This window comes from Prauserella halophila (assembly GCF_024171895.1).
GTDB lineage: Bacteria > Actinomycetota > Actinomycetes > Mycobacteriales > Pseudonocardiaceae > Prauserella > Prauserella halophila.
On record NZ_JAMTCQ010000008.1, the window covers coordinates 1024033 to 1050698 of the forward strand.

13 protein-coding genes and 2 pseudogenes are annotated in these 26666 nt (G+C 66.2%); 4 read left to right on the top strand and 11 right to left on the bottom strand.

The genetic code is table 11. The annotated features are described in order from the left end of the window. Window positions 1-124: 124 nt before the first annotated feature. A complete protein-coding gene (gene cobN, locus LY41_RS05005) occupies window positions 125-3733 on the top strand; it encodes a cobaltochelatase subunit CobN (protein WP_253862606.1) in 3609 nt (1202 codons plus the stop codon). A gap of 119 nt (window positions 3734-3852) precedes the next feature. Here the strand turns inward: cobN and ilvD are convergent, their stop codons facing one another. After that, window positions 3853-5526, bottom strand: a complete 1674-nt coding sequence (gene ilvD / locus LY41_RS05010) for a dihydroxy-acid dehydratase (protein WP_253862607.1) — start codon at window positions 5524-5526, stop codon at window positions 3853-3855. 42 nt (window positions 5527-5568) lie between these two features. On the opposite strand from ilvD, the gene LY41_RS05015 reads away from it, so the two are divergent. Together LY41_RS05015 and LY41_RS05020 are read left to right on the top strand one after the other, a co-directional pair. Then, the gene (locus tag LY41_RS05015) at window positions 5569-8004 is read left to right on the top strand and encodes a Tex family protein (RefSeq protein WP_253862608.1); all 2436 of its coding nucleotides are present in this window, start codon (window positions 5569-5571) and stop codon (window positions 8002-8004) included. A gap of 144 nt (window positions 8005-8148) precedes the next feature. Next, entirely contained in the window at window positions 8149-8613 is a 465-nt protein-coding gene (locus tag LY41_RS05020; RefSeq protein WP_253862609.1) for a GreA/GreB family elongation factor, read from the top strand. Window positions 8614-9350: 737 nt separating this feature from the next. On the opposite strand, the gene LY41_RS05025 is transcribed toward LY41_RS05020, so the two are convergent. From LY41_RS05025 to LY41_RS05035, 3 genes and pseudogenes are all read right to left on the bottom strand, one after another. Next, the gene (locus LY41_RS05025; protein ID WP_504966150.1) at window positions 9351-9632 is read right to left on the bottom strand and encodes a YxzC family protein; all 282 of its coding nucleotides are present in this window, start codon (window positions 9630-9632) and stop codon (window positions 9351-9353) included. 119 nt (window positions 9633-9751) lie between these two features. Next, window positions 9752-10339 (bottom strand): RNA 2'-phosphotransferase, encoded by a 588-nt coding sequence (locus tag LY41_RS05030; RefSeq protein WP_253862611.1) that lies wholly within the window; start codon window positions 10337-10339, stop codon window positions 9752-9754. A gap of 154 nt (window positions 10340-10493) precedes the next feature. Continuing rightward, window positions 10494-10638 (bottom strand): annotated as a pseudogene (locus LY41_RS05035) (IS3-like element IS987 family transposase); the annotation flags it as partial. A gap of 386 nt (window positions 10639-11024) precedes the next feature. Between LY41_RS05035 and LY41_RS23985 the strand changes: the two are divergent. Further along, window positions 11025-11111: pseudogene (locus tag LY41_RS23985) on the top strand (hypothetical protein); the annotation flags it as partial. Between the two features lie 88 nt (window positions 11112-11199). Here LY41_RS23985 and LY41_RS05045 read toward each other — a convergent pair. From LY41_RS05045 to LY41_RS05070, 7 genes are all read right to left on the bottom strand, one after another. Then, entirely contained in the window at window positions 11200-11640 is a 441-nt protein-coding gene (locus LY41_RS05045; RefSeq protein WP_253862923.1) for a hypothetical protein, read from the bottom strand. A gap of 63 nt (window positions 11641-11703) precedes the next feature. Beyond that, window positions 11704-11988: a YxzC family protein gene (locus LY41_RS05050; protein WP_504966152.1), complete on the bottom strand. Its 285-nt coding sequence runs from the start codon at window positions 11986-11988 to the stop codon at window positions 11704-11706. Between the two features lie 259 nt (window positions 11989-12247). After that, the gene (locus LY41_RS05055; RefSeq protein WP_253862613.1) at window positions 12248-12655 is read right to left on the bottom strand and encodes a barstar family protein; all 408 of its coding nucleotides are present in this window, start codon (window positions 12653-12655) and stop codon (window positions 12248-12250) included. 6 nt (window positions 12656-12661) lie between these two features. Next, entirely contained in the window at window positions 12662-14194 is a 1533-nt protein-coding gene (locus LY41_RS23990) for an RHS repeat-associated core domain-containing protein (RefSeq protein WP_372493092.1), read from the bottom strand. Window positions 14195-14262: 68 nt separating this feature from the next. Continuing rightward, window positions 14263-14544, bottom strand: a complete 282-nt coding sequence (locus LY41_RS05060) for a YxzC family protein (RefSeq protein ID WP_253862614.1) — start codon at window positions 14542-14544, stop codon at window positions 14263-14265. A gap of 586 nt (window positions 14545-15130) precedes the next feature. Continuing rightward, complete coding sequence (locus LY41_RS05065; RefSeq protein WP_253862615.1) at window positions 15131-15412, bottom strand: YxzC family protein; 282 nt, start codon at window positions 15410-15412, stop codon at window positions 15131-15133. Beyond that, entirely contained in the window at window positions 15406-25899 is a 10494-nt protein-coding gene (locus tag LY41_RS05070; protein ID WP_253862616.1) for a LamG-like jellyroll fold domain-containing protein, read from the bottom strand. Before LY41_RS05070 ends, LY41_RS05065 begins: the two co-directional genes overlap by 7 nt. Window positions 25900-26666: the final 767 nt, after the last annotated feature.

Here is a 26666-nt window from a genome sequence, read left to right on the forward strand (position 1 = left end):
GACCGGCGTGGCACGAAGGGTCCGTTCGCGGCGCCTCCCCCAGGTCAGCGCGCCCCGGAGCAATACGTCACCTTGACTCCCCTCGCCCACCCCCGGAGAGTTGACGGCCGAGGAGGAACCACCTGTGATCTTGCTGCTGTCCACGTCGGACACCGACCTGTTGAGTGCGCGCTCGAGCGGCGCCGACTACCGTCTTGCCAACCCCGCCCGCCTCGACCTCGAGGAACTGCCCGGACTGCTCGAGGACGTGCCGATCGTCGTCGTGCGCATCCTCGGCACCGAGCGCACGTGGGCCGAGGGACTCCGCATCGTGCGCGAGAGCGGCGCACACGTGGTGGTGCTCGGCGGCGAGCAGGCGCCGGACGCGGAGCTGATGGGACTGTCGACGGTCCCCGTCGGTACCGCGACCCAGGCGCACACCTATCTCGCCCACGGCGGACCGGAGAATCTGGCCCAGCTGCACCGTTTTCTGTCCGACACCCTGCTGCTCACCGGTGACGGGTTCGAGCCCCCCGCCGAGCAGCCCTCGTGGGGTGTGCTGCCGCGGACCTCGAGCGGTCCCGCCGACGGCCCGGTCGTCGCGATCCTCTACTACCGCGCACACCACCTGTCCGGCAACACCGCGTTCGTCCACACTCTCGCCGATCAGGTGGAGGCCGCGGGCGGACGGCCGCTGCCGATATACTGCGCCTCGCTGCGCTCGCGCGAGCCGGAGATGATGGCCGAGCTCGAGCACGCCGACGCACTGTTGGTGACCGTGCTGGCTGCAGGCGGCACCCGCCCGTCCGAGGCGGGTGCGGGCGGCGACGACGAGTCATGGGACGTGGCCGAACTCGCCGCGCTGGACATCCCGACGCTGCAGGCCATGTGCCTGACCAGCGACCGCGACACCTGGCTCGACAACGACGAGGGCCTCTCGCCCATGGACGCGGGCAACCAGATGGCCGTGCCCGAGTTCGACGGCAGGCTCATCACCGTGCCGTTCTCGTTCAAGGAGCTCGACGAGGACGGCCTGCCCCACTACGTGCCGGACGCCGAACGGGCCTCCCGGGTCGCCCGCATCGCGCTCGCGCACGCACACCTGCGTCACACCCCGGCTTCCGACCGCAGGATCGCGCTGATGCTGTCGGCATACCCGACGAAGCACTCCCGCGTCGGCAACGCGGTCGGGCTGGACACCCCGGCCTCGGCCGTCGAACTGCTCCGCCGGATGCGGTCCCAGGGGTACGACCTGGGACCGGACGCGTTCCCGGGCGTCGATCCGACCGGTACGGACCAGCCCGACGGCGACGCGCTGATCCACGCGCTGATCGAGGCGGGCGGCCAGGATCCGGAGTGGCTCACCGAGGAGCAACTCGCGGGCAACCCGATCCGGGTTCCCGCCGCGCGCTACCGGGAGTGGTTCGAACAGCTGCCGCAGCAACTGCGCGACGAGATGATCGAACACTGGGGACCGCCTCCGGGCGAGCTCTACGTCGACGGCGGCTCCGGCGATGACGACGGCGACATCGTCCTGGCCTCGCTGCAGGCGGGCAACGTCGTGCTGATGATCCAGCCGCCGCGCGGATTCGGTGAGAATCCGGTCGCGATCTACCACAACCCGGATCTGCCGCCCAGTCACCACTACCTGGCCACGTACCGGTGGCTGGAGGAGGAATTCGGCGCCGACGCCGTGGTGCACCTCGGCAAGCACGGTTCGCTGGAGTGGCTGCCCGGTAAGACGGCCGGGTTGTCGTCGGCGTGCGCACCGGACGCCGTACTCGGCAATCTGCCGATGATCTACCCGTTCCTCATCAACGACCCTGGCGAAGGCGCACAGGCCAAGCGCAGGGCCCATGCCACGATCATCGACCACCTCGTGCCGCCGATGGCGCGCGCCGAGAGCTACGGCGACATCGCCAAGCTGGAACAGCTGCTCGACGAGCACGCCAACATCTCGGCGATGGACCCGGCGAAGCTGCCCGCGATCCGCCAGCAGATCTGGACCCTGATGCAGGCGGCCAAGCTCGACCACGACCTCGGACTCGAGGAGCGTCCGCACGACGCGGAGTTCGACGACATGCTGCTGCACGTCGACGGCTGGCTGTGCGAGGTCAAGGACGCCCAGATCCGCGACGGGCTGCACATCCTCGGCGAGGCGCCGACGGGTGAGGCCCGCGTCAACCTCGTGCTGGCGATGCTGCGGGCCAACCAGATGTGGGGCGGAACCCAGGCCGCGGTGCCGGGGCTGCGCAGCGCGCTCGGGCTCACCGGGGACGCACCGAAGTCCGATGTGGACCGGATCGAGGCCACCGCCCACGAGCTGGTCGAGGCGATGGAGCAGCGCGGCTGGTCGCCGGACGCCGTCGACGAGGTCTGCGCCGACACGGGCGCCGAGGTACGGGCGGACGTCGCCTCAGTGCTGCGGTTCGCGGCCGAGGAGGTCGTGCCGCGGCTCGCCGGCACGAGCGGCGAGCTGGACGCGATCCTGCACGCGCTCGACGGCGGATACATCCCGGCGGGCCCGAGCGGATCGCCGCTGCGCGGTCTGGTCAACGTGCTGCCGACGGGCCGCAACTTCTACACGGTCGACCCGAAGGCGATCCCGAGCAGGCTGGCGTGGGAGACGGGCCAGTCGCTCGCCGACTCGCTGCTGAGCCGGTACCGCTCGGACAACGACGACGAGTACCCGCGTTCGGTGGGGCTGTCGGTGTGGGGTACGTCGGCGATGCGCACCTCCGGCGACGACGCCGCCGAAGTGCTCGCACTGCTGGGCGTCCGGCCGGTGTGGGACGAGGCCTCACGCCGCGTGACGGGGATCGAACCGATTCCGCTCGACGAACTGGGCAGGCCGCGGATCGACGTGACGGTGCGCATCAGCGGATTCTTCCGCGACGCGTTCCCGCACGTGGTGAATCTGATCGACGACGCGGTCGGCCTCGTGGCGGCACTGGACGAACCGGAGTCGCAGAACTTCGTCCGCGCCCACGTGCGTGCGGACGTGTCCGACCACGGCGACGAGCGCCGCGCCACGACCCGGATCTTCGGTTCGAAACCGGGCTCCTACGGTGCGGGGCTGCTGCCGCTGATCGATTCGGGCAACTGGCGTGACGACTCCGACCTGGCGGAGGTCTACGCCGTGTGGGGCGGCTACGCCTACGGCCGCGGCCTCGACGGCGCCGAGGCGCGCGCGGACATGGAGACCTCGTACCGGCGGATCGCGGTGGCGGCGAAGAACACCGACACCCGCGAACACGACATCGCCGACTCGGACGACTACTTCCAGTACCACGGCGGCATGATCGCCGCGGTGCGCGCGCTGACCGGCAGAGCGCCGCGCTCGTACATCGGCGACAGCACCAGCCCGGATGCGGTGCGCACGCGGTCGTTGTCCGAGGAGACCACGCGGGTGTTCCGGGCCCGTGTCGTCAACCCGCGGTGGCTGGCGGCGATGCGGCGCCACGGCTACAAGGGCGCGTTCGAGCAGGCCGCGACGGTGGACTACCTGTTCGGCTACGACGCCACGGCCGGGGTGGTCGACGACTGGATGTACGAGAAGCTCACCGAGTCCTACGTGCTCGACAAGGAGAACCAGGACTTCCTGGCCCAGGCCAACCCGTGGGCGCTGCGGGGCATCATCGAACGCCTGAACGAGGCGGCCGACCGGGGCATGTGGGCCGAGCCCGACCCGGAACTGATGTCGGCGATGCAGGAGGTCTACCTCCGGATCGAAGGCGACCTGGAAGACAGGTGACGTCCTCGCCCGTGGGTGCATGACGGGCCGGGCCCGTCATGCACCCACGGCTCACACCTCACGGCTCACACCTCACGGTGTGCTCACACCTCGCGGTGCTCACCCTCACGGTGCCCAGCTCAGGAGCAGACGGCTCCCTTCGCCGCCGTGCCCACCGTTTTCGCGTACTTGGCGAGCACGCCGGTCCGGCGCGGCACCGGGGGCAGCTGCCACCCCTCGGCCCGGCGCGCCAGCTCCTCGTCACCCACGCCGACGTCGAGCGTGCGCCGCTCCATGTCGAGGGTGATCGGGTCGCCGTCGCGGACGAACGCGATGGGCCCGCCGTGCGCGGCCTCCGGCGCGACGTGCCCGATGCACAGGCCCGTGGTGCCGCCCGAGAACCGGCCGTCGGTGAGCAGCAGCACGTCCTTGCCGAGGCCCGCACCCTTGATCGCACCGGTCACCGCGAGCATCTCGCGCATCCCCGGCCCGCCGCGCGGCCCCTCGTTACGGATCACCACCACATCACCGGCCTGCAGCGAACCGAGCGCGTCCATGGCGGCCTGTTCGCCGTCGAACACCCGCGCCGTGCCCTCGAACCGGGCCGAGTCGAATCCCGCGCTCTTCACGACCGCACCCTCGGGCGCGAGGCTGCCGTGCAGGATCGTCAGCCCGCCGGTCGGATGGATCGGTTCGCTGAGCTTGCGGATGACGTCGCCGTCCAGCTCCGGCGGCGCCAGCTCGGCGAGGTTCTCGGCAACGGTCTTCCCGGTGACCGTCAGGCAGTCACCGTGCAGCAGGCCCGCATCGAGCAGCGCCTTCATCACCACGGGCACGCCGCCGACCCGGTCGACGGCGGTCATCACGTGCTTCCCGAACGGTTTCACGTCGGCCAGGTGCGGCACCCGGTCGCCGACGCGCGAGAAGTCGTCGAGCGTCACCTCCACCTCGGCCTCGTTGGCGATCGCCAGCAGGTGCAGCACCGCGTTCGTCGACCCGCCGAGCGCCATGACCACCGCGATCGCGTTCTCGAACGCCTCGCGGGTGAGGATGTCGCGGGTGGTGATGCCCTTGCCCAGCAGTCCGACGACGGCCTCGCCACCGTCTCGGGCGAACCGGTCGCGGCGCCGGTCCACCGAGGGCGGGCTGGCCGAACCCGGCAGCGACATGCCCAGTGCCTCGGCGGCGCACGCCATCGTGTTCGCCGTGTACATGCCACCGCAGGCACCTTCACCGGGGCAGATGGCGCGTTCGACCTTGTCGACCTCCTCCCGCGTGATCAGCCCGCGGGCACAGGACCCCACGGCCTCGAACGCGTCGATGATCGTCACCTCGCGGCCGTCGACACTGCCGGGCAGGGTCGAGCCCGCGTAGAGGAACACCGACGCCACGTCGAGGCGGGCGGCGGCCATGAGCATGCCGGGCAGGCTCTTGTCGCACCCGGCGAGCAGCACGGCGCCGTCGAGGCGTTCGGCCTCCATCACCGTCTCCACCGAGTCGGTGATGACCTCCCGTGACACGAGCGAGAAGTGCATGCCCTCGTGTCCCATCGAGATCCCGTCCGACACCGAGATGGTGCCGAACTCCATCGGGAACCCTCCCCCACCGTGCACACCCTGTTTGCTCGCCTCGGCGAGCCGGTCCAGCGACAGGTTGCACGGGGTGATCTCGTTCCACGACGACGCGATCCCGATCTGCGGCTTCGTGAAATCGTCGTCGTCCATGCCGACCGCTCGCAGCATCCCGCGAGCCGCCGCACGTTCCATTCCATCGGTCACCTCGCGGCTGCGAGGTTTCACGTCGTGTTCGGCCATGGGGAGATCCTCCCCCGAATCGTGCCGGGGCGGCAGGGCACAATGCCCTGCGTGGTTCAGACGGTGTCCATTCCCCAGAAGATCGCCGACGAGCTCGGCGTCCGCCCCGGCCAGGTGGAGGCGACGGTCGAGCTCCTCGACGGTGGCGCGACCGTGCCGTTCATCGCCCGGTACCGCAAGGAGGTGACCGGCACCCTCGACGACACGCAGCTGCGTACGCTCGAGGAACGCCTGCGCTACCTGCGGGAACTCGAAGATCGGCGGACGGCCGTGCTCGAGTCGATCGACTCGCAGGGCAAGCTCGACGACGAGCTCAAGGCCAGCATCATGGCGGCCGACACGAAGGCCCGCCTCGAAGACATCTACCTGCCCTACAAGCCGAAGCGCCGCACCAAGGCGCAGATCGCGCGGGAGGCCGGACTCGAACCGCTCGCCGAGGGGCTGCTCGGCGACCCGGCGACCGAGCCGCAGGCGGCGGCCGCGGCGTTCGTCGACGCCGAGAAGGGCGTCGCCGATGCGCAGGCCGCGCTGGACGGCGCGAAGGCCATCCTCGTGGAACGCTTCGCCGAGGACGCCGACCTGATCGGTGAGCTGCGCGAGCGCATGTGGAACCACGGCTGGATGACGTCGAAGGTCCGGGACGGCAAGGAGACCGAGGGCGCCAAGTTCGCCGACTACTTCGACTTCGCCGAGCCGCTCACGAAGCTGCCGTCGCACCGGGTGCTGGCGCTGCTGCGCGGTGAGAAGGAGGAGATCCTCGACCTGACGACCGAGCCGGACCGGCCCGCGGACCCGGAGGAGGAGCCCCGGACCGGGCCGACCGAGTACGAGATGCGGATCGCCGAGCGCTTCGGCGTCGACAACCAGGGCAGGCCCGCCGACAAGTGGCTGTCGGACACGGTGCGCTGGGCGTGGCGCACGAAGATCCTGCTGCACCTGGGCATCGACCTGCGGATGCGGCTGCGGCAGGCCGCCGAGGACGAGGCCGTGCGCGTGTTCGCCACGAACCTGCGCGACCTGCTGCTCGCCGCACCGGCGGGCACGCGCGCCACGATGGGCCTGGACCCCGGCTACCGCACCGGCGTGAAGGTGGCCGTCCTCGATTCCACCGGCAAGGTCGTGGCCACGGACACGATCTACCCCCACAAGCCGCAGGCGCGCTGGGACGAGGCGACGGCGAAGCTGGAGAAGCTGGCGCGCGAGCACGACGTCGAGCTGATCGCGATCGGCAACGGCACCGCCTCGCGCGAGACCGACAAGCTGGCGGGCGACCTGGTCAAGGCGAAACCCGAGCTGGCACTGAACAAGGTCATGGTGTCCGAGTCGGGTGCCTCGGTGTACTCGGCCTCGGCCTACGCGGCGCGGGAGCTGCCGGACCTGGACGTGTCGCTGCGCGGTGCCGTCTCGATCGCCCGGCGCCTGCAGGACCCGCTGGCCGAGCTCGTGAAGATCGATCCGAAGTCGATCGGCGTCGGCCAGTACCAGCACGACCTGTCGGAGTCGAAGCTGTCCCGCTCGCTCGACGCGGTCGTCGAGGACTGTGTGAACGCTGTCGGGGTGGACCTCAACACGGCGTCGGTGCCGCTGCTCTCGCGGGTGTCGGGCATCGGCGCGTCGCTCGCGGAGAACATCGTGTCCCACCGCGACTCCGCGGGCCCGTTCCGCGACCGGGACGGGCTCAAGGACGTCGCACGGCTCGGGCCGAAGGCGTTCGAGCAGTGTGCGGGCTTCCTGCGCATCCCGGATGGCGACGACCCGCTCGACGCCTCCGCCGTGCACCCCGAGGCCTACCCTGTCGTGCGGCGCATCCTCGACGAGACCGGCACCGGCATCCGGGAACTCATCGGCAATGCGCGGGCGCTGGGCGGCGTCAGTGCCGAGCGGTTCGTCGACGACACGTTCGGCCTGCCGACCGTCACCGACATCCTCTCCGAGCTGGAGAAGCCCGGCCGGGACCCGCGTCCCGAGTTCACGACCGCGGCGTTCGCGGACGGCGTCGAGACCCTGTCCGACCTCGATCCGGGGATGCGACTGGAGGGGGTCGTCACGAACGTGGCCGCCTTCGGTGCGTTCGTCGACGTCGGCGTGCACCAGGACGGTCTCGTGCACGTGTCGGCCATGTCGCACAACTTCGTCAACGATCCGCGCGAGGTCGTCAAGCCGGGCGACGTCGTGACCGTGAAGGTGCTCGACGTCGACGTGCCCCGCAAGCGCATCTCGCTGACGCTCCGCCTGGACGACGAGGTCACGCCGGGTGGGCAGGACGGCGGCAAGCCCCGTGGCGGCACGCGGCAGCAGGGTGACGGCGGCGACCGGGGCGGTAAGCAGGGCGGACGCCAGGGTGGCAAGCAAGGTGCCAAGCAGGGCGGCAAGCAGGGCGGCAAGCAGGGTGGCAAGCAGAACCGGCAGGGCGGCAAGCAGGCTCCGGCGGGCGGCGCGATGGCCGACGCCCTCCGCAAGGCCGGTTATAACGACTGACCGGCAGGCACGGGCCCATTCCTCCCTCGCGTGACCTCGGCGAACACGATCGAGCCGGAGAACACGTGGCGAGGTGGGCACACAACGTCGACAATGTCGTAGATCGCGGCGCGAACGTCGCCGGATCACGTGAGGGAGGACCGGATGACGTCGACCGGAGGTTTGAGCGCGAAAACCCGTGAGCGCCTCCAGCAGGAACTGGATGCGCTGCGGCAACAGCGCGAGTCGCTGGCTCCGCGGCTGGGAGAGGATCCGATGGGCGACAGCGCCGACCAGGCGGATCTGCTCGAGCGCGCCGAGTCGGTGTCGAAACTCGACCGGCGGATCGCCGAGATCACGGACCTGCTGCAGGGCGGTCCGACCGCCGAGCAGGAGGAGGGGCTGCTGCCCTCGGGCACGCAGGTGACGCTGAAATTCGCGGACGGCGACACCGAGGACCTGCTCGTGGTCGGGTTCGCGGCCGAGGCCGACGACGAGCAGTCGAGCCTGACCGCCGACAGTCCGCTCGGCCGCGCGATCGCGGACCACGCGGCGGGCGACACGATCACCTACCGCACGCCCGGCGGCCAGGTGTCGGCGGAGATCGTCGAGCTCACACTCCCCGGCTGAGTTCCGCCCGCCGCCGCGGCGGCACCACCGCGGCGGCGGGCGTCGTTGCCACGGAATGAGCCGGCCCGGTCCTCGCCACCGCTGTCGCGGCAGGGGAACCGGGCCGGCTCACCGGGCTCTGTCGACCGGGCCCGCGCGGTTCTGGCGGTGTGACCCTGCCGGTGGACTCAGCCTGTGGAGGTCGGGGGCGCCCTCGCCAGTCGGCGTAGTATCAGGAGGCGGACCGTCGGCGTCCTCGGGGCGGGCGCCCCTGCGCCTGGTGCGGCTCGGGGCCTCCGGCACACGAATGCTGGACCGCTGGACCTCCGGCGATGCGCGGATCGCACCCTCACGACCGATCGCAGACCCGTGCCTCACCACGAGGAGACGAAAATTCGCTCGACCGCGCAGCTGGTTTACTGCGAGCCTCCCAGGAATCCGCTCCCAGTAAATCTTTGCTCAGCTAATCGGATGGCCCAGAGAACGAAGCGTATAGGAACATCGGGAGTTGAGGGTTCAATACTCAAGACTGCATCCGACCACTCATCTCCTTCTGTTACGCAGATCGCAAGAGACTGACCCCTCTTACCTTGAAGGGAATCATGAAATTCTAGCACCCATTGATCCATGCCGAGGTCAAAGAACCTAATAACCTCAACCTCTCGCCCTTCGAAGACTTCACGCGACAATGTGCAGATCCTGTTCTACTCCAGGACGGTCACGAAGCGTCCAGCCGACGGCGCCGACCCGTGCCTCACCTACTCCCCACGCGCCACCGCCGCATCGAACTCCTCCAACCACGCACGAAAATCCACTTCACCAAAAAGATAGCCGTTATTATGCGGCCTAGACGGATCCGGCATCGCACACCCAAAAAGCCAGCCCAAAGTATCCCACACTAGCTCATCGTCTATCTCCGGAAGATCATCCAACGTAGCCCACGGCGCTGCCCAGTCATCGACGTCCTCCCGTGACCGGCGCCCTTCCAGCAAGTCCACGATCGCTTTCCGCACTTCATCCCGACTCGGGACATTCACCACGACTTCACCAACTTCCTCGCCGCGTCAAACAGATGATGCAAACCTTTGGTCTTTACATGGATTGGCAACTCGGTGAAATCCGCGCCGTACCGCCACCCTGAAGGAACGTGGCCCTGGTCTCAGTCCCGTGCCTCGGGATGTAGGAATCGCGGGGGAACCGATTCGGCGAGCCATATCTGGTCGTTGCCGCGGAAGAACTCGACCCCGGCTTCGTGGGCCGCAGCGGCGTCCACTTCCAGGATCGCGACATCGACGGCCTTGCGCCCGCCGACCTGTGTGGCGGTTTCCCGGTCGGTGGACAGGTGCACATACTGCCGCCGCATCGGCAGTAGCCCAGTGGTCAGGATCTCCGACACGGTGTGTGTCGCGGTGCCGTGGAACAGCGTGCTGGGTGGTCGCTGGGCGGTCCTCGCGATCCGCCCCGACGTGCTGTGCCCGTACAGCGCCCGGATCGATGCACCGGAAAGCTCGTAGCGCCGCTTGTCCGAGCCGCGGATTACCTCGGCCAAGTCCTCGCGGGCGACATCGGACCACCGACGGTGGCGGGACAGCGCCGCGAGCACCTCGTCCACGGCCACCCATCCGGCGTCGTCGAGCTCGAGGCCGTACCGGTCGGGCCGGTGCCGCAGCATCCGCGCCAGCTCCTTGCTCAGCGCGATCCGCCGGTCCCGCCGATCACGCGTCGGCGCATTTCGTGCATTGCTCATCTCCAGCCAGCCTATCCGGACATTTCGGTTGAGCGCTAGGGTGTTCTGACCAGCCAGGCGAAAGGGGTTCGACCCCTCGACCTCGAGGGGTGTGGGGTTTGTCGCAGTACTCGGACCGTCGGCTGTGGTTGAACCAGTCGACCCATTCCGCGGTGGCGATCTCGAGGGCGTCGAAGACGAGTCGGCTGGTCGCCGTCGTGGCCACTGACCAGCCCAGGATCCGACGGGCGTAGGTGCCCGGTGACGAACGCGGTGTAGCGCCGGCCCGACCATGTCGAAACATGCGTGAAGTCCGCCACCCCAGGGGACCTCGCGATAATTGCATCGAAGTTCAAAGATGGACCTTGGCGGTCTACCGGAGTCGAATTCGTACGACCTGAAACGGCCCTGGCCGATTTTACCGAACCCGATTTCAAGTTGCCGATTCCGTCTGCCGATCGGGAAATATTTCTCCGCAATTTTCGAGCGAGAGGGGAAGCGATATAAAGCCGAAGGGGCATCCCGGGATCTTGAGTCAGTTTATCGACCAATCGCTGATCCACGGTAACGGGGCTGCTGCAGGGTTCTGTGACATCTGGGTTCGCTTGCTGATGTGCGGGCGTGGAAGGATGCCACTGTGCCCAAGCCCTATCCCCGTGAGTTCCGTGAGGACGTGGTCCGGGTCGCGCGTAACCGCGGGCCTTGTGTGACGCTGGCGCAGGTCGCCGGCGATCTCGGTGTTCATCCGAAGACGTTGCAGAAATGGCTGCGCGTGGCCGATGGCGAGGACGGCGCCAAGTCGAGTGTGCCCTCGGACGCAGCGGCCGAGTTGCGGGAGCTCAAGCGCCGTAATCGGCTGTTGGACCAGGAGAACGAGGTGTTCAGGCGGGCGGCGGCGACAGTTCATGAACCTCGACGGAACATTCCGTCGAGACGATATCATATATTCCGTGGCCATCGAAGCCAATCCGATAATGATGAACATCTTCCAGTTTCAGTACCCCGCCAAGCTCGTAACCCGGAGAACTGCGCCCAAAGGGTGCGGACTGAACCATTCGCCTGATATATTCTGAATCCAATATTTCGATCAATGAAAATTCGTAGTGATCCTTGTGTGGCCAGACACTACTGTAATCGTCGTCGACCCACCGATATTCAAATACCGCAGGAAAGAAGACGATGGTCCTTCGTCCCCCTGCGAGAGCCGACACGTACCCTATCGACATCTCGACCCCGTTCCCATTCGGCTTCGTCACTACCTGAACGTCCGGCGCATCGTCCAGCCCGGTATACAGGTGGTCACCCTCGAATATTCGGTACATTTTCCTCCTCTATGGAACCTCTACGTCATACCGCACCCCCTTGACCGATCACAGACCCATGCCTCACCTCTCCCCACGCGCCACCGCCGCATCAAACTCCTCCAACCACGCACGAAAATCCACTTCATCATGAAGATATCCGGGATTCTCCGGATCAGACGGATCCAACGTCGCACACCCAAAAAGCGTGCCCAAAGTATCCCACACCAGGCGATCGTCTATCTCCGGAAGATCATCCAACGTACGCCACGGCGCTGCCCAGTCATCGACCTCCTCCCGGGACCGGCGCCCTTCCAGCAAGTCCACGATCGCTTGCCGCACTTCATCCCGACTCGGGACACTCACCACGACTTCACCAACTTCCCCGCCGCGTCAAACAGATAATGCAAACCTTTCTTGATACACCTCAGACGTAGCAGCGGCACACGTTAACCACGTTCACCACCCGCACGACGGTATTGTGCTTCGCTTAGCACAGGAAATCATCGATTGATGATCCGGCCCGTCCACCCCAGGCGACGACCTGTGCTTACCCACCTGTGTTCACACTCGTGGCGACCATCGCACCTGGACGACGTCGCCAGGTGCGGTAAACGTGGACGACCAATCATTCGCCTATACCAACCAAAACTGCGACGTTTCTCGGTCGACCATCCGTCTCGTCACTGTCCGCCAAGGATGCGGAAATATCGCTCAACACCGAAACAGCCGTATGAAATTCCTCGCTGGAAATACGTTTAAAACGCGTAGCATCGGGCCAGACGATAATAACACTATCAGTTTCAAGTTTATATATACCTTCCCAAACCGAATCAGCAAGCGCATCCCAACTCCGAGAGCTAACCAACGGAGGATCTAACGGCAAACCAGCACGAACTGCCTCGAAGAACGATTTACGCCCAGTGCTGTCTCGTATCGAGAATACGAGAACAGCCGAAGCACGCGGACCGCCCGTCGATATCACCTCTTCCGCAGTCCCAGGATCGACAAAACTTACACCCGACCCAAAATCCATGCCGCATCACCGAACCCGAACGAATGATGGACTTCCTGAGTCACCGTAGTGAGTCCAAGTATAATACACTTCCCTACTTTGGGAGTTTCTGACGACACGAAGTGGGCCAGGTCCAGCAGTCCCAGGAGGCGGAGCGACCCCGTATTCGTGGTACGGAGAGTGCTCGCCCTTTGCTTCAGGTAGATAACCGCTCCGGTTCTTAAAATTCGCGCCCCATTTCTTCGCTGTCGATCCGGACGACTTCGTACCGACATCAATATGTGCCAAAATGTCTGCCAGCGCATCCTCTTCAGGAGCAGGAAGTTTGCCAGTTATCCACGGGATCTGCTTGTCTTGCTTACCCCGATGTATCGATGAAGTGGAGCTCGCGTTTTCCGATGGCTGGTCAGGTTCCCCGCAGTGCCAGATTTGGTTGGTGCGGGTGCCGTCCGAGCGAGTATGACCGCCGGTGACACAGTCGGTGTCGTCCTCGACACGAACACGTCCGCTCCGGCCCGGGCCACTAGCGGGGTTTCCGACCTCGTCCGGCTCGAATCGCTTCGGGCCGCCACCGTCTATGTCCGTGTTGTTGCTGTACGGATCCAGCACTCCCAGGTGGATCGGATCGGCGTTCGCGGCGGCGTCCAGGATCCCTTGGACATTCGCTGCGATCGTCTCCACTGGATCGGGCTGCGGATGCGGTGTCATCGCGTCCCGCCTGATCTGTGCCGCCCGCTGCGCCCGCCGGGCGGCCTCGGCTCCCTGCTTGGCCGCGTCTTGGCCCGCCGCCGCCAGACCACCAGTACACAGCGCCCCACACGCGCTTCCGGATCCAGGCGACCCGGTCACGCCGGGCCCCCGAGGCCCCGGAGGACCGGGCCTCACATGGGAATGACTCCAGTCAACCCGCCAGGACGGTACCGGCGTGGGCCGCGGCGCCGCTTTCGTCGGTCGCGAGGCCGGAGCGTCAGCAGACGTTCCGGCCACGACCCCCACCAGAAACCCGCCGAGTAAAGCAGCCGAACTCACCGCGACACACGCGGTCCCCATAGCAGGCGCCGCCGGCCCAGTTGCAGCCGCCGCCGTACAGTGCACCAACGTCCCAGTCGGATCCGTATGGCGTAATGGATCGGACCCGGCATACCGGTACCGGTTGGCATTACCCCCATCCCGCGGGTCCAGGGCCGCCGTATCCCGCGAGGCGAACGCGCCCGTCCCCGGCCGATACCACCGCGAGCCCATACTCACGTTGCCCGAGCCCGCATCGGTGAACTGGCCCTGAAAAACCACATCCGGCTGCGCCCCGCCGGACGCGGTCACCGCACCGAACGGACCGAAACTCCGCGAACCCGGGAAGATCGTGCTCGGCCCGGACCTCACCGACCATCCGGACCGCCCGCGCACGCAACGCGGCCGGATACCTCGTCGACGTACTCCCCGACACAACTCCATCCTTCCCACAAGAACGGAGTCTCCGGACACGCCGGGCCGGTTCAGATTCTTACGAAGAAGGACAATTTCTTGCTGTTCGTCGGGTTCCGACCCACGCCACACGCGCATCAGTCCGCCACACGTGCCGACGATGCGCGTACCGCACCCCCACGACCGATCGCAGACCCGCGCCTCACCTACTCCCCACGCGCCACCGCCGCATCAAACTCCTCCAACCACGCACGAAAATCCACTTCAATATGAAGATAGTAGTCATTCTGCGGATCAAACGGATCCAACGTGGCACACCCAGAAAGCCTGCCCAAAGTATCCCACACCAGGCGATCGTCTATCTCCGGAAGATTATCCAACGTACGCCACTGCGCTGCCCAGTCATCGACCTCCTCCCGAGACCGTCGCCCTTCCAGCAAGTCCACGATCGCCTGCCGCACTTCATCCCGACTCGGCAACTTCACCACGACTCCACCAACCTTCCTAGCTCGTCAAACCGGTAATGTGACCCCTTGCCGCCATCACGACCGAGCCGCACCTGTCGTATCCGCTCGCACTCGTCAGTACGCAGTAGATCGCCCGATTCGATAGCCGGGAATTGCCCGCCAAGACCCTCGTCACAGACTTAAACCGCATGCCCTCCGTGGCCGTAACACTGCCCGTGTCCTCATCACGAGGATACGAAACTGCTCGCGACTGGGCAGCCAGTTTACTGCGAACCTCCGAGGAATCCGTTCTCAGTAAACCTTTGCTCAGCTATTCTGATAGACCAAAGAACAAAGCGGATAGGAACATCGGGAGTTTGGGGATCAATACTCAAGACCGCATCCGACCACTCGCCCCCTTCTGGGACGCATATCGCAAGATTCTGACCCCTCTTATTTTGAAGAGAATCGTGAAATTCTAGCACCCATTGATCTATGTCAGGATCAAATAACCTAATGACCTCAACCTCGCGCCCTTCGAAGAATTCACGCGACAATGTGCAAACCCTGTTCTATTCCAGGACGGTCACGAAGCGTCCAGCCGACGGCGCAGACCCGTGCGCCTCACCTACTCCCCACGCGCCACCGCCGCATCAAACTCCTCCAACCACGCACGAAAATCCGCTTCACCAAAAAGATAGCCGTTATTAGCCAGATTAGACGGATCTATTGTCGCACACCCAAAAAGCCAGTCCAAAGTATCCCACACAAGCTCATCGTCTATCTCCGGAAGATCATCCAACGTAGCCCACGGCGCCGCCCAGCGATCGACCTCCTCCCGGGACCGGCGCCCTTCCAGCAAGTCCACGATCGCCTGCCGCACTTCATCCCGACTCGGGACACTCACCATGACCCCACCAACCTTCCTAGCTCGTCAAACCGGTAATGAGGCCCCTCACGGCCATCAAAATCGGGCCGCACCTGTCGGATCTTCCCACTATGGTCCACCGTCTCCATCCACGTCCGTTTGATATCCCGCACCGGATCCCATTCGCGAACCTTTCTCATTCCTGCCATCTCGCCAGGGTTATTCGCAGGGCGGAGTTTGCGATAGTACCGGATTCTGCCGTCAGGGAGTTCGCGTGTAGCCGCCTTCCCGTATTTCTTCTGGAGGCGGCGGTGCTCCTTCAGGGGAGCACCTTCGGCCACGCTGGATGGGATCCCCGCACCCGGTTCGCATCCGGGCCCGGTGTTGTGGACGAGGAGGGCGAGGGTGTCCGCCTCCACGTGGTAGGTGTGGATGCCGTCCACGGTGAGGTTGTGGACTCGTTGGGTCCGCTGGGTGGTGTCCGTGTCCACCACCCGCACCCGCTCGCCCTGGGCGGTGCGCAGCAGGTCGCCGGGTTCGATCTGCGAGGCCGCCAGCCACCGGCCCTCATCGTCGATCCAGAACGGATGCCCCTCCGTGGCGGTGACACTGCCCGTCTCGTCACCGGCGGGCCCGTCCGTGTCCACGGTGAGTGTCACCAGGCTCTTGCGTCCCGAACCGGTGATCACCTCGGTCACCTCACGCGGGCCCTGCTCACCCGACTCCGGATCCGTGGCCAGCACCCGGTCGCCGCGCTGCACCTCCTCGATCGGCCGGCGCGACCCATCAGCCAACTCCACCTCGGTCCCCGGCACGAAACTGTTCGGCCGACACACCGAGCCCGTGCCCCGCTTCGGCACGGCCGAGGGCAACCCCGCATCCGGACTCGGCGGCCCCACCGACGGCACCGACGACCCCGACCGAGCCGGACCGGCCGACACCGACACGCGCGCAGCACCCCCCACACTGTCCGGCACGAACCGCGGCGCCGTCTTACCCGAGGCCGCCCTCCCCCCGACAACACCCAGATCGATCGTCGGCTTGTTCCGCAACCGATCCAGATGCCGCTGCACCCCCGGCGAGATCGCCACCGACTTCGGCGGAGCCGCCGCCGGCGTCAACGCCGCCCGACGCACCCGCGCCCGCCGCGCCGCCACCCGCGCCGCCTCCCGCGCCGCAGCCGCCGCAGCCGCCCGCGAGGCAGCCGAACCACCCGACGAGACCACACCACGCACACCCACAACCGCCGAGCGGCGCACCACCGACCGCGCCCCGGACCGCACCACGCGCCCACTATCACGCCGGAACGACCGCTTCGACGGCCGCTTCGACGACGGCTTCGACGACCGCTTCGGCGACGGCTTCGCCGTCTTACCCGCCCCGACATGGCGCCTCGACGACTGACCGACAGAACCGGCCTTACCACCCCCGACGACCTTCCGCGCACCGCGATAGCCGGCCTTGACCCCCTTCGCGATCTTGCCGACCGGCGTGAACCCGACAGCGAACGACCCGCACGAACCCCACGAACCACCAACGCAGCCCATGAAATCGTTGTAACCGGACATCTCCTTGGTCACCTCGACGACCCCGTCCCAGATCTCGCTCCAGAAGTACCCACGCGGATCGACCCGCGCCATCGGATCCCCACCCGCATAGGCATACCGATTCGCATTCCCCCCATCCCGCGGGTCCAGGGCCGCCGTGTCCCGCGAGGCGAACGCACCCGTCCCCGGCCGATACCACCGCGAGCCCATACTCACGTTGCCCGAGCCCGCATCGGTGAACTGGCCCTGAAACCCCACATCCGGCTGCGCCCCGCCGGACGCGGTCACCGCACCGAACGGACCGAAACTCCGCGAACCCGCCAGACTCCCCTCAGCCGGATCAAGCACCCCGACCAGATCCGTGTGCCGATCCGACCACGCGATCCCACCAGCGGCACCCAGCGAGTCACCGCCCGGCGTGTAGGTGTAACTGCTCGACCCGTCCGAGGCGATGTCCAGGCTCTTACCCACATACGACAGCTGACGCTCGCCGGCGTTCACGAGCCGGTTCAACGCGTCGTACGAGTAGCTCGTGCCACCGTCCGAGACCAGCTCGTCGAAGGCGTTGAACACCACGTCGGTCGTCTGCCCGCCCTGTGTGCGAGAGGACAGCGTGCCGCGCGCGGTGTACGAGTACGACGTGTCCCCGAAGGACAGCAGCTGGTTTCGCGCGTTGTAGGTGGCCGACTCATCACCACGCTGAACCAGGTTCCCGGCAGCGTCCCACTCGTAGTTCGTCGTGGAGGACCCATCACTCCACGAACCGAGCCTGCCTGCCCGGTCGTAGGTGTAGGTATTCTCCGCCGCCCCGGCCACGCCGGTCGTGGTCTTCGAGGCGAGCCGGCCCGCCGGACCGTACCCGTACGAGATCGACCCGATCTGGCTTCCACCGCCGTCGGTGACCGTGTCCCCGAGCAGCCGCCCCGACTCGTCGTACTCGTACGAGCGGGACGCGCCGTCCCCGTAATCCACGGTCGATATCCGACCCGCCTCGTCGTAGCCGTAGGAGGCGGTGGTCCCGGACACCGGATCCGCCGCCGAAGCCAGCCTGCCCGCGGCGTCGTAGCCGTACTCCACGGTCCCCGCATCGGTGACCGCCTTGGTCAGCTGCCCGCCGTCATCCCAGGAGAACTCGGTAGAGCCGGACGGACCGTGTGCCGCGACCACATTGCCACGGTCGTCGTACTCATACGTGTTCTCCCCGGCCGGGGCCGAAGCGCTCAGCATCCGCCCCGTCTCGTCGTAGGTGAACTCCCGATCCGCGGTGGCGGCCTTCGCGCCGGTGGCCGTTTGGCTCACCAGATTGCCCATCGGGTCGTACGAGTTGTTGATCGTCACGCCACCCGGCTTGGACAGGCTCGACACGTTGCCGCGCTCGGTGTAGGCGACGGTGTAGGTGCGATCGGCCTGGTCCGGTGTCTGCTCGGTGGCCGGTTCGATCGTCGACTCGGTCAGACCCCACGAGTTGGCCGTGAACACCGTGGCGTTGCCGTTGCCGTCGGTGGCGCGGGTCAGGTTCCCCGCAGCGTCGTAGCCGTAGCTCCTGGTGATCGAGGTGTCCCCGTCCACCGGGCGAGTCACCGCGCGCAGCTGGTCGTACGCGTCGAACTCCCGAGTCGTGGTGTGCCCGAGCTCGTTGGTGCTCTCGGTCCGGTTGCCCGCACGGTCATAGCCGAAGCTTCGGGTGGCCAACACTTCGCCGTCCGAAGCCACATCGGACTCCGACGTAACCCGGCCGGCGTTGTCGTAGGAGAAGCGAGTGGTTGCCGTCGCCGGATCGCTCACCTCCACCGGACGCCCGGCAGCGTCGTACTGTGCGGTGATTTCCGTACCAGCGGCGTCGGTCATCGACACCGGATCGCCTTGGTCGTTGTGCACCAGGGTGGTTGCCCGGCCCGCAGGGTCGGTCCTCGTCGCCAGATTGCCCAGATCGTCGTAGCGGAACCTCGTGGTGAGTGCCTGCTCCGGAGAAGGCTCGCGTTCCACCACGGACTCGGTGATCTTGCGACCCAGCTGATCGTAGGTGGCGTGCGTGCGCGCGCCGTTCGCATCCCGCACGGACAGTTGCCAGCCGGTCGCCGTATACGTCGCGGTCGTGACCCCGCCTGATCCGTCGCCGGACAAGGACGGATCGATCTTCTTGCGCTGGTTGCCCAGCTCGTCGTACTCGAACTTCGTGGTGTGCCCGGCTTCGTCAGTTCCACTGGACACCCGCCCGGCGGCGTCGTACGACGCCGTGGTCGTGGCGGTGATCGGCTGATCGGCGCCCGGAGGAGTATACGACGGGCGTGTCGTGCTGGTCTGCCGTCCGGCTCGGTCGAAACCGTGGCGCGTGACATCGCCGTTCGGGTCTTGCTCGGCGACAACATCACCGAACGTGTTGTATCCGGTCTTGCTCACCGGCCGCGAGGTCGACGGTTGTTCACCGTTCGACTCCACTTGCACAGCAGGACCGGTCGCACTGATCTCGCGTCCGAGCCGGTCGTACTCGTACTCTGTGGTGAACTTCGCCGGGTCCGCTCCCTCCGCGGTACCGCGTGGATCGGTGACGCTGACCAGCAGGCCACGTTCGTCCCGCTGCGTCGTGGTAACCAGGGTTTCGCCGCCGCCCGGATGGACGGTCTCCCGGATCGTCTCGCCCACGGCATCGTAGGCATAGTCCGTCCTCGTCAGCTGATCGCCGGCCGCGTTCCGCTCGATCACCCTGGACGGGTTGCCCAGTTCGGTGAACCGGGTACGCGTGGAGCGCAGCTCCTCATCCCCGTCATAGTCGGTAGTCCGGTAGGCACGACCGCCCGGGTCGTACTCGGTCACCGTGGAGTATCGGCCCTGTCCCCGCGTTTCCTTGGTGACCTTGCCGTGCCCGGTGTAGGCATAGCTGCTCAGCAGCAGGTCGCGGGTCTCGCCGGTGTCCGGATCCTCGTAGCCGACAAGATGCTCCGTGGCCTTCAATCCGTCGTTGTAATAGGTGTACGCGGTGGTGTTACCCATCGCGTCGGTCACCTCGGCGAGTCTTCCCGCCGGGTCGTAGGCACGGGATTCAAGGACCACGTCACGCCCGGTTCCGCCGTCCCCGGTGAAGTCATGGACGGTTGTGGTCGCCAAGCGGTGTCCGTCGGCAGTGTAGGTATAACTGAACACCGTTCCGGCCTTGGTGGTCCGCCGCTGCACCTCGCCGAACTGGTCGTGGGTAACCTGCTCGGTACCGCCTTCCGGGTCGGTGACCGTGTTTCGTCGCCCCAGCTCGTCATAGCCGTACTTCGTGGTACGAGACGGATCATCTCCAGCGATGTCCTCGACGGTCGAGGACGCCAGTCGCCCATGCGCGTTGTAGTTGTTCACCAAGCGCCGTTGGTGCGGCTCATTGGTGATGGGATTGGTCACCTGCGGATCTGTCTCGGACAGTATGCGGCCGGCCGCGTCGTAGTCGAACGTGGTCCGCGTCGTCTGCCCGGAGCTGGCGGCCACGACCGATTCCTGTGTCACCCGGCCGAGCCCGTCGTGGCTGTACTCGGTAACCAAGCCCACGGGGTCGGTCTCGGATACCCGGTCTCCCGCGCTGTTGTAGGCGTAGCTGGTCTCTCCGCCCTTCGGATCCGTCATTGTGGCCAACAGTCCGGGCGGCTGGGTTCCGCCATCCGGTGCTGATTCCGTGCCGTCGGTATAGGTTCGGGTTTGCGACAGCTGTGCACCATTGCTGGCGTCGGGAGACTTGATCTCCGTGATCTGCCCGGTGCTCGTGTAGCTGTAGGTGGTGAGATACCGCCCGTCGCCCTGTCCGGCCGACCGCGCATCCCGGAACTCGGTGACCTTGTCGTTGCGCGGGTCGAGCGGATCGTCCTCGTTCAGGAAGTACGACCAGTAGGCGGTGTAACACGCTTCGGTGTTGTCCGTGCGGCAACGAGTGCGGGACAGCCGGTTGCCCCGTTCATCGTGCCGCAATCGGGTCACGTGGCCGTTCTCGTCGCTGATGGTGCGCACGAACCCGCCGGCGTCGTAGCTGTACACCGTGGTTCCGCCACCCGGATCCGTCCGGGACACCAGTCTGCCGCCACGTGTCGGATCGTAGGTTCGACGCGTGACATTCCCGGCGGGATCGGTCACCTCCACACTGTGCGCGGCCACACTGGCGGCGTAGTGCTTGGATACCTCGGCCGAGCTCAGCGCGCGACGGTACATGGCGACCTCGCCGATCGACCCGTCGAAGTAGGACCATGCTTCGTCCGGACGCGCCGGCCAGTCCGGCCCCTGGGTCATCTTGCCGGTGCCGACGAAGTGGTGCCGCCGCCTGCTGTCGATCTCGCCCTTCTGGCGCCCGACCTCGTTGCCGTCCAGGTACAGCCACTGCCAGTCCAGGTTCGCGGTGAGCGCGACGTGATGCCACTCGCCGTCGTTGACCGTCTCGTCGGTAACGATCCCTTTCGCCTTATCGTTCCAGAGATGCCCGTACAGCCTGCCGTCTGTTCCGACATAGAGGATGGGCATCGCGCCGGGGGTTTCCGTATCCCCGGGCAACGAGTCCGCATTGGACAGCAGGACGCCGCCGCCGTCGGAGCTGGTCTTGAACCACAACTCGAGGGACGTACGGGTGCGGTTCTGCACCAGCCCGTCCGGAAGACGGACGTAGGAGTCCGCTCCGTTGAATTGTGCGGCTCCTGCCGAGTTCATCGCAGGCACGGCGTCGCGACCCACATTGTGATAGGCACCGTGGGAGAGCGCCGGATCCGATTCCGCTCTGAGTGCGGACGACTTCTCTTCCAATCCCCACAGGGCGAGCGGGCCGCTGTCCCGTACCGCGTTCCGGTAGTCCGCGCGACCGCCCCGGGCGGTGTAGTGGGTGCTGACCTCATCCGCCGAGACCGGCCGTTGATACAGGGCGACCTGACTGATCGCCCCGTCGAAGTGCCCCCAGGCGTCCGAGGGCCGCTCCGGCCAGCCAGCAGTTGTCACCACACCGGCTCCGACGTAGGCATGCAAGTAGCGTGTCTGGATCTGCCCGGACTCACTACCCACTTTCGCGCCATCCAGGTACAGCGTCTGCTGGTTCCTCGTGGCCGACAGCGTTACGTGGTGCCACTGGCCGTCATTGACGGCGTCCGAACTGGCGATTCCGGACACTTCACCGTTCCAGAAATGCCCGTACAGCTTGCCATCGGTGCCCACATACAGAGCCGGAGTCGACCCGGTTTCGCTGATCTCGTCGCCAGGGCGAAAGTTGCCCTGGGAGAACAGTACGCCGCCCTCATCCGAGCTGGTCTTGAACCACAGCTCAACAGACATCTCGTTGTTGGCACTGGCCGCGTGCATCGGCAGTGTGACCTTGGCTTTCTCCCCGTCGAACTGCCGTGCCGACGAGTCGGGCAGTGGTCCCGACACGCGCGTGCCAACCTTGGCGTAATAGCTGGCCCGGCGCAGCTCCGGTTTTCCCCCCGCCCGGTCACCGCTCGATTCGTCCAGCCGCCAGTACGCGTCCGGTCCCGACCGAGTCACCGATTCGCCGAATCGATGGCCGTCCCCCTCGACGCGCGGCATGCCGATCTGGTGCGTCCCGCCATTGGCGTCGGTGTACTCCGTCACGCGCGAGGTGGCGTTGTCGTAGCTGATGCTCGCCTTGCGCACATCACCGGACTCGGTCACCGACGTCAGGCGGTCCGTAGCGGCCCGCGCCGCGTGGTGTTCAGCCACCGTGGTGGGACCGAGAGGACGCTGGTAGACGGCGACCTCGCCGATCCGCCCGCTGAAATTGCCCCAGCTGTGTTCCGGACGAGCAGGCCAGTCCAAGGTCGTCACGACGCCGGCGCCGATGTAGGCATTCCCGTAGTAGTCCCGGACGCGTCCGTCCTGCGAACCCACCTTCTGCCCGTCCAGGTACAGGGTCTGCGAATCCGGCTCGCTGGAGAGCACGACATGGTGCCACTGACCGTCGTTGACCGCGTCGCTGGTCGATATCCCGGCGACATTCCCGTTCCAGAAATGCCCGTACAGCTTGCCATCGGTGCCCACATACAGCACCGGAGTCGACCCGGTTTCGCCGATCTCGTCGCCAGGGCGGAAATTGCCCTGGGAGAACAGCACGCCGCCTTGGTCGGCGCTGGTGTTGAACCAGAGTTCCACCGCGCGGTACTCGGAGTCGTGGACCGGGTTTCCGTGCAGCTTCACGTAGCTGGACGTGCCGTTGAACTCAGCCGCGCGAGAGGGAACGTCCGTGAGCGGCCCCTCGCGTCCCAGTTCTACGTCCGAGTAGTCCGCGGTCCGATCGGACCAGTATCCCGGTTGTTCGCTGTCCGCGGTCTCACCGGACGTCTCGGCAAGCCGCCAGTATCCGTGCGGATTGGCATCCAGTGTGGTCGGGCGATACTGCCCACCCTGCTCGTAGCCGTAGCTGGTGCACACACCGGTCGGGTCGCATGCGGATACGAGACGATCGCCGGTGTACTCGTAACTCCACGTCGCCGCGGGCTCCGGTCCAGTGGTGACCCCCGTGACGTGCCCATCCGAGAAGCTGAAGTCCAGGTACCGGCCTGAAGCCTCGTCGGTGGCCCTGCTCAGCTGTCCCGAATCGTCGTAGTCGAGTTTCTGGTTGCGCCCGGCAGCATCAGTGATCCTGGTCAGGTGACCGGACTCATCGAACCGGTAGGTCGTTCCGCCCTTCGCGCGGAGTACCCAGTCCCCGGAGTCGGTTACCAGGGTAGCCGACTCACCGGCCGGGGTGGCATAGCTTCCGTCCGGGTTCTGCCCGTAACGCACCTGCCGTCCGTCCGGATAGGTCACCACCACGTTTCCGGAGCCGTCGTCGTCCGGTACCACCCGCATGTCCCAGCGGGTGGTCCAGCCCGAGCCGAACACCAGATCACCACGCGGATCCAGGCTGTTGTAGGTGCGGCGCACCGACAACGCCGGACCGGCGGTACTCACTTCCGCATCGGTGTCGGCTCTGGTGTAGTTGCCCACCCCGGGATCAACGTCGCTGTCGGCGTCGGATGCCGACGCCAGCCTGCTGGTGATCGCCGGTTGCGCCACTCTGGTGTTCAGGTAGGCAGCACGCGTCCAGCGGCTGGAGTCCTTGCCATCGGTGATCCGGCCTTGCCACGAATAGGTTTTCCCCCAAGACAGGGTGTCGTCCGGGACGGACCAGACTCCCTCGTCGAGCCAGCCGGAGGACGTGCAGTTGTCCCCGCCCTCGTCACAAATCCGGAACTCGTACTGCAGGCCATCCCCCGGCCAGTCGTCCCTGTCCTGTCCTTCCAGCAACAGAGTGGGGGTGAGTGAACCCGCGTCGTAGTCGCTCGGCGGCGACATCGACTCGACCTCGGGAACCTGGTTCGGGATGGTGAGCTTCACCTTTGCCGACATCGGCACGTCGTTCCACGAGAATCGGGTCTCTCCCCGCTTGGCCATGTCCCAGCGAATCGTGTAATCGCCCGGTGGTAAGGACTTCACCCGCGCATCAACCGTCGCGGACTGTCCCGGCTCGACCCTCTTGGACATCTTCGTGAACGCTGCCCACTCCTGGTATGGCAGCTCGTTCCCGTCGCCGTCCCAGATCCGGTAGCCGAGTTCGTACCCGTTGTCGGGTGTCCAGGTGTCCTTGCCATCGTTGGTGACCGTGACCTGCATCGTTCCGTCATCGGTGCTGGTGACGGTGTCCGTCATCTGCAGATTCCGGTACAGCGCCCAGTAGGGCGTATAGGTCACGTCCAGCGCCGGAGGGTTGGCCGATGCGGCGCTGGCGAACTTCTTCCAACCGTACGAGTCCGTGTAAGAAGAGCCGAGCCGCAAGCCGAAATTCGGTCCACCACGTGCCCATCCGTGTACCAGGTCACGTCCGGCGGTGCCGAGGTCGATATTCACCCACCGTGATCCGCAGCCATCCCGCCCGTGGGCAAAATCCTTGCGAGCGAGACGCTCACCGGCCGCTGGTCCCGGCCACGACTTGTTGCCACTGACAGACCACGGTTCGGTCACCGTGCGGACCCACACGGGCCGCGGGTCGCACGAGTACGAATAGGTGTTGTACACATTCAGCCGGGCGCCCAGTACGTACATTCCGGACAGGTCGGTCGAGACCTTGTCGAACTTCAGGAACGCGGCGGCCACGTTGTCTCCGCCGTTGTATGTCCCCACCTTCAAGTTCGGCTCGCCGGAGTAGTCGTCGGTGTACGGCGACATAACATAGGTGGACCCGTTCGAGTCCTTACGAACCACCGTCGGATCAACCGACACCGGGTACTCGCGGGCCGGATCGTTGAGCCACTCCTGGTCAGCCGACACATGCAGGACCTGGCTACCGGGCTCTCCGGAGAGCTCGTAGTTGACGTCGTGCGAGACGGCGCCGTCGCCGGAGCGTTCATCGACCGCCGAATCCTCCATGTAACCCGGCGGGATCACCGCCTCAACCGCACCGTCGCCGTCGGCCAGTTCCACCCCGCCGTGGTCGGTCATGCGGGCGGTCAGACCTTCGAGCTCCAGCGGGAACTTCCACTCCGTCGGCGCATCCGGGGATTCGAGCACGATCGTTTCCTTGATCCCCGTGGCGGTGGCGCGCATCTCGAGATCCGCCCCAGCACGCACATCCGGGTAGGTAATGCTCTGCCCGGACGCGTCGCCCTGCACGTCCCGCGCTCCAGCAACGCCGAAACCCACGGACTTGTCGGTGTCGACGTTGAACCGCGCGACCTCGGAAGCATTAGCCGACGGCGCGAAACGCTTCGTTTCCGAGTCCGCCTTCGACTTCCAGCCGCCACCATTCCCGCGCACCAGTGTGGAGTCGATCTTCTTCCACTTGCCGTCTTCCGCTCGGTAGTTCCGGCGATGTTGGTACTGACGCAGCGTCTTGGTGCCGTCACCGTTGTCGAAGACCGCGTGCCGGGGGCCGCGCTTCTCCGGAGTCGCGTCCGGCGAAGGCGAGCTGGCCCGACGTGTCCGCTCTGGCTCGGTCTCCTGCACCTCAACGCCCGTCTCGGCCTGGCCGGAACCATCCACCACTGGTTGCTTCCGCCGTTCATCCGGTCCGAGACCGTTATTGGCCGGTTCAGCGTTATGACTCGCGTCGGCCAGACCCGCCCGTTCGCTGGTCTCCTCCGCGGAAACCTCGTGTCCGCGGTCTGCGGCACTTCCCTGATGCTGTTCCGGCAGGTCAGCAGAACTGGCGAGATCCGGGCCAGACAAGGACGGCACCGATCCGACGGCCAGCGCGAACACAACCGTCATCGCGAACAGGCGGATGCCGCGGAACGACCCCCCAGATTGCATGAAGACCCCTCGCAGTCTGCCGAGCCGCGATCGGCCCGGCGCTGATCGAACTCATCCAGTGCGATACACGAAGTGGATGAAGCGGATGAACAGACCAAAACGCGCCGGGACGTTAGGGGAGATCGCAGGAATGATCAATACCGGACCTTCCAGCAGTGCCCGATACCCGTTATCGACTCGGACCGGCCCGATTCCCGACGATGACCAGCGAAAACGGTGGCAAACTTCAGTGGCTTCGCCGACCCTGTCACGCCCAGACGCGTCGTGTAGCCGAGATCACGTCACAGCATGGGTCTGCACGAGAAATCCAGAACCGCAATGCGTCCGCAAGCCGCCGATGTCCGTACCCGTGGTGCTCCGTTCAGCGGATCCGCCGTCCCGCAACGGATTCTGTCCTCCTCAAGACGGACTCAAGCTCGTGAACGTCGTAACGATCATGTGACGGCGCGCAGCTCCAACGTTCCTATGGAGGGGTGGCGTGGTTCTGACGGCGCTAC

Coding starts and splice junctions, on each gene's coding strand:
- ilvD (WP_253862607.1), bottom strand. CDS start 5,526: ATGGCCGAACACGACGTGAAACCTCGCAGCCGCGAGGTGACCGATGGA.
- LY41_RS05015 (WP_253862608.1), top strand. CDS start 5,569: ATGCCCTGCGTGGTTCAGACGGTGTCCATTCCCCAGAAGATCGCCGAC.
- LY41_RS05020 (WP_253862609.1), top strand. CDS start 8,149: ATGACGTCGACCGGAGGTTTGAGCGCGAAAACCCGTGAGCGCCTCCAG.
- LY41_RS05030 (WP_253862611.1), bottom strand. CDS start 10,339: ATGAGCAATGCACGAAATGCGCCGACGCGTGATCGGCGGGACCGGCGG.
- LY41_RS05045 (WP_253862923.1), bottom strand. CDS start 11,640: ATGTACCGAATATTCGAGGGTGACCACCTGTATACCGGGCTGGACGAT.
- LY41_RS05055 (WP_253862613.1), bottom strand. CDS start 12,655: ATGGATTTTGGGTCGGGTGTAAGTTTTGTCGATCCTGGGACTGCGGAA.
- LY41_RS23990 (WP_372493092.1), bottom strand. CDS start 14,194: ATGCGCGTGTGGCGTGGGTCGGAACCCGACGAACAGCAAGAAATTGTC.
- LY41_RS05065 (WP_253862615.1), bottom strand. CDS start 15,412: ATGGTGAGTGTCCCGAGTCGGGATGAAGTGCGGCAGGCGATCGTGGAC.